Here is a 601-nt window from a genome sequence, read left to right as displayed (position 1 = left end):
CACGGGAGAGAAGAACGACATGCATATCGATGTGAAAGCCGATGAGCGCCTGGAGTTCGTAAGGCTACTCTATCGCAATGAGAGCGCGTTCAGTGATCACGTAAGCCTGTCTCGCTTAAAAGAACTTAACATCAAGACCAATCTGGAGGATGTTGTACGTAAGGTAGTCCGTAATGGGGGTTCCGTAGTAATCACGGGTAATGCCGGCGACGGAAAAACGCATGCGATCCTGCTTATGAAGAAGGATCTCAAGAATGCCGACATTGTCACCGATGCAAGCGAATTATCGTCTTCAGAAATCGCCGTCCGTTGGCATGCATCTCGTGAACAGAGCAGGCCGTTCTGCATTGCAATCAATGAGGGGCCGCTTGTCGATTTAGTACGCGAGCATCGCGGTGAACACCCATGGCTCGAAGAGGTCCGTGATCAACTCTTACGCCTAGTGGGATACAGGGCGCTCGAGGACAGCATAGGCAGTGACGTTCAGAACTGGAAGCCTCAGGCGAGCGAAACAGTCATCGTGGACCTTAGTCACCGCCGAGTTCTCTCCTCAGACCTTATCCGGGCCATCATTGATAAGTTGACTGACGAACATTGGTAT

Annotated in this window: 1 protein-coding gene; it reads left to right on the top strand. The window is 51.4% G+C overall.

Going from position 1 to position 601, the window contains the following annotated elements; genetic code table 11:
- Positions 1–19: 19 nt before the first annotated feature.
- Positions 20–601, top strand: a 582-nt coding sequence (locus tag AC1DBD_RS17715; RefSeq protein ID WP_476982704.1) for a hypothetical protein, incomplete at its 3' end; no start/stop codon positions are given.

The sequence above is a fragment of the Arthrobacter sp. 10T419 genome (assembly GCF_056394105.1).
The sequence above is the reverse complement of the archived record's forward strand: the minus strand, read 5'-3'. Positions and strand labels throughout refer to the sequence as shown.